This is a genomic window from Agrobacterium sp. MCAB5, from assembly GCF_052114365.1.
Lineage (GTDB): Bacteria > Pseudomonadota > Alphaproteobacteria > Rhizobiales > Rhizobiaceae > Agrobacterium > Agrobacterium tumefaciens.
The window spans coordinates 1-1774 of record NZ_JBFREP010000031.1; the positions used below are offsets into that span (position 1 = coordinate 1).

Annotated in this window: 2 protein-coding genes and 3 pseudogenes; 2 read left to right on the top strand and 3 right to left on the bottom strand. The window is 58.5% G+C overall.

Annotated elements, in window-relative coordinates; all coding sequences use genetic code 11:
• Positions 1–31 precede the first annotated feature (31 nt).
• A pseudogene (locus AB4Z23_RS27025) lies at positions 32–103 on the bottom strand (IS6 family transposase); the annotation flags it as partial.
• Positions 104–128: 25 nt separating this feature from the next.
• Here AB4Z23_RS27025 and AB4Z23_RS27030 point away from each other — a divergent pair.
• A pseudogene (locus AB4Z23_RS27030) lies at positions 129–563 on the top strand (DJ-1/PfpI family protein); the annotation flags it as partial.
• A gap of 122 nt (positions 564–685) precedes the next feature.
• Here the strand turns inward: AB4Z23_RS27030 and AB4Z23_RS27035 are convergent.
• Positions 686–964: a TetR-like C-terminal domain-containing protein gene (locus AB4Z23_RS27035; protein WP_441361127.1), complete on the bottom strand. Its 279-nt coding sequence runs from the start codon at positions 962–964 to the stop codon at positions 686–688.
• A 277-nt stretch (positions 965–1241) separates the two neighbouring features.
• Positions 1242–1406 carry a hypothetical protein gene (locus tag AB4Z23_RS27040; protein ID WP_441361128.1) on the bottom strand — a complete coding sequence of 55 codons (165 nt, stop codon included), beginning with the start codon at positions 1404–1406 and terminating at the stop codon, positions 1242–1244.
• A gap of 265 nt (positions 1407–1671) precedes the next feature.
• Between AB4Z23_RS27040 and AB4Z23_RS27045 the strand changes: the two are divergent.
• A pseudogene (locus AB4Z23_RS27045) lies at positions 1672–1743 on the top strand (IS6 family transposase); the annotation flags it as partial.
• Between the last annotated feature and the right edge of the window lie 31 nt (positions 1744–1774).

Sequence of the window (1774 nt, forward strand, 5' to 3'; positions counted from 1 at the left end):
CCGTGCTCAGGGCAAAGCGGTGGTAGGCCTAGACCGCATAGGCGACGATCTCACGCGGAAAGCGAAACCCCTTCAGCCGGGGTAGTGAGCAAGCCATCTTCATGCCGAATGATAACTGCAACCGGCCGCTCAAACAACTTGGCAATGCCGCCAAAACGGCTCGCTTCGTCACCTCGGTCTGCACCGGTTCACTTGTTCTCGGCAAGGCCGGCCTGCTTACCGGAAGGCGGGCCGCGACGCACTGGAATGCGATGGACCTGCTGGAGCGGTTTGAAGCAATCCCGGTCGCCGAGCGGGTCGTTCGTGACTGCAACCTGATCACCGCAGGCGGCGTCACGTCGGGGATCGATTTCGGCCTTTCGGTCATCGCGGAACTGATGGGGCAGGATGAAGCCGAAACGATCCAGCTTTCGCTGGAATACGCACCGGCACCGCCCTTCGACGCGGGCCTGCCGGAACGTGTCCGGCCTGAGATCCTCGCAGCGGCGCGCCGCAGGATGGAACGGTCGCGGCAGGAACGCGAGGCATTGCTTCGACCAGTGCGAAAGGCGCGCGAACTTTAACCGCCTTTCAACAGAGCATGTCAGGATCCCGCAACACCCGTTCCGGGGATCAGGCATCGCCACAGCGGCTTTTGCGCCAAAAGGGTTCCGTTGGGCCGGCTCGAATACGAAAGCGTCGATCGCTAGTCGATACGCGCCGCTTTGACAGCAGCCTCGACGGAGGAGTCGATCAAGCGGTTGTCAATCACCGCTTTGAATAGCCAGCGGCAAAAGAATAAGGGACCCAGCGCAATCGCAATCAAATCGGTGGCTGCTCTCTCCGGCTTCACTTCACCTCTTTCTTTGGCTCGCTCGATAACAGCGTGGAAGGGAGCCACGAAGCCCTCGTGCAATTCGGACTGCATTGCAGCAATTTCCGGATCGAGCTCCGCAGCGTCGATGATCGACGGATACTGGTTCATTGGATCCGCTCGAGCACGCGATAAGCGATGTCATTCCGCCGCACGAGGCGAGAGAAGCAAAAATGCCGCCCGGCACGAACCGGGCGGCATTTTCTGGTTAAACGTCAAGCTTCCAAAGCAACACGCGCCTTTTTGCCTTTGGATATTATGATTTTCTGACGTCTGAGCGATCGCTTGGACGTCGGCGACTAGAGGATCACTGCATGTCGCAATACGTAGCAGCAAAGACGGGTTCAAGACCGGAGCCGCAAAAAAGACCGGATAATCGCCGGGCTCCTCATTGACGATCGTCCTCGTTCCGGTTCGGGCACCGCTTCATGAACTTGTCGGTTTTTGTCCGGTCACCTCGAAAGTGTTCGAGCAACTCCACGGCCACCTGCAAGCTTACGGCATATTTCTGCTGTAGCTGCTCGACGGTGTACGGCTGCAGTTTCTCTGGCATGTGCATGCTCCTCATCTGCGAAATGCGGATGGGGTGATGTCGGTTCCGTCCGATCCATTCGCCCAGCCAAGAGATACGCGAAGTTTTGCACAAGGACCTGAAAGATGCCACGGCTTGACACCGGCCGAAACGAAAAAGCCTGCCGCGGGAGGAGGTGCGGCAGGCTTTCCAGAAATATCCGAACAGCAACTGGGAGGAGGAGTGTTGCTGTCGCCGCGAGGCATTGCCAAGTTGTTTGAGCGGCCGGTTGCAGTTATCATTCGGCATGAAGATGGCTTGCTCACTACCCCGGCTGAAGGGGTTTCGCTTTCCGCGTGAGATCGTCGCCTATGCGGTCTAGGCCTACCACCGCTTTGCCCTGAGCACGG

What these genes read in the sequence shown, in the direction of transcription:
- AB4Z23_RS27035 (WP_441361127.1), bottom strand. Translation starts at nt 964, where the DNA reads ATGAACCAGTATCCGTCGATCATCGACGCTGCGGAGCTCGATCCGGAA.
- AB4Z23_RS27040 (WP_441361128.1), bottom strand. Translation starts at nt 1,406, where the DNA reads ATGCCAGAGAAACTGCAGCCGTACACCGTCGAGCAGCTACAGCAGAAA.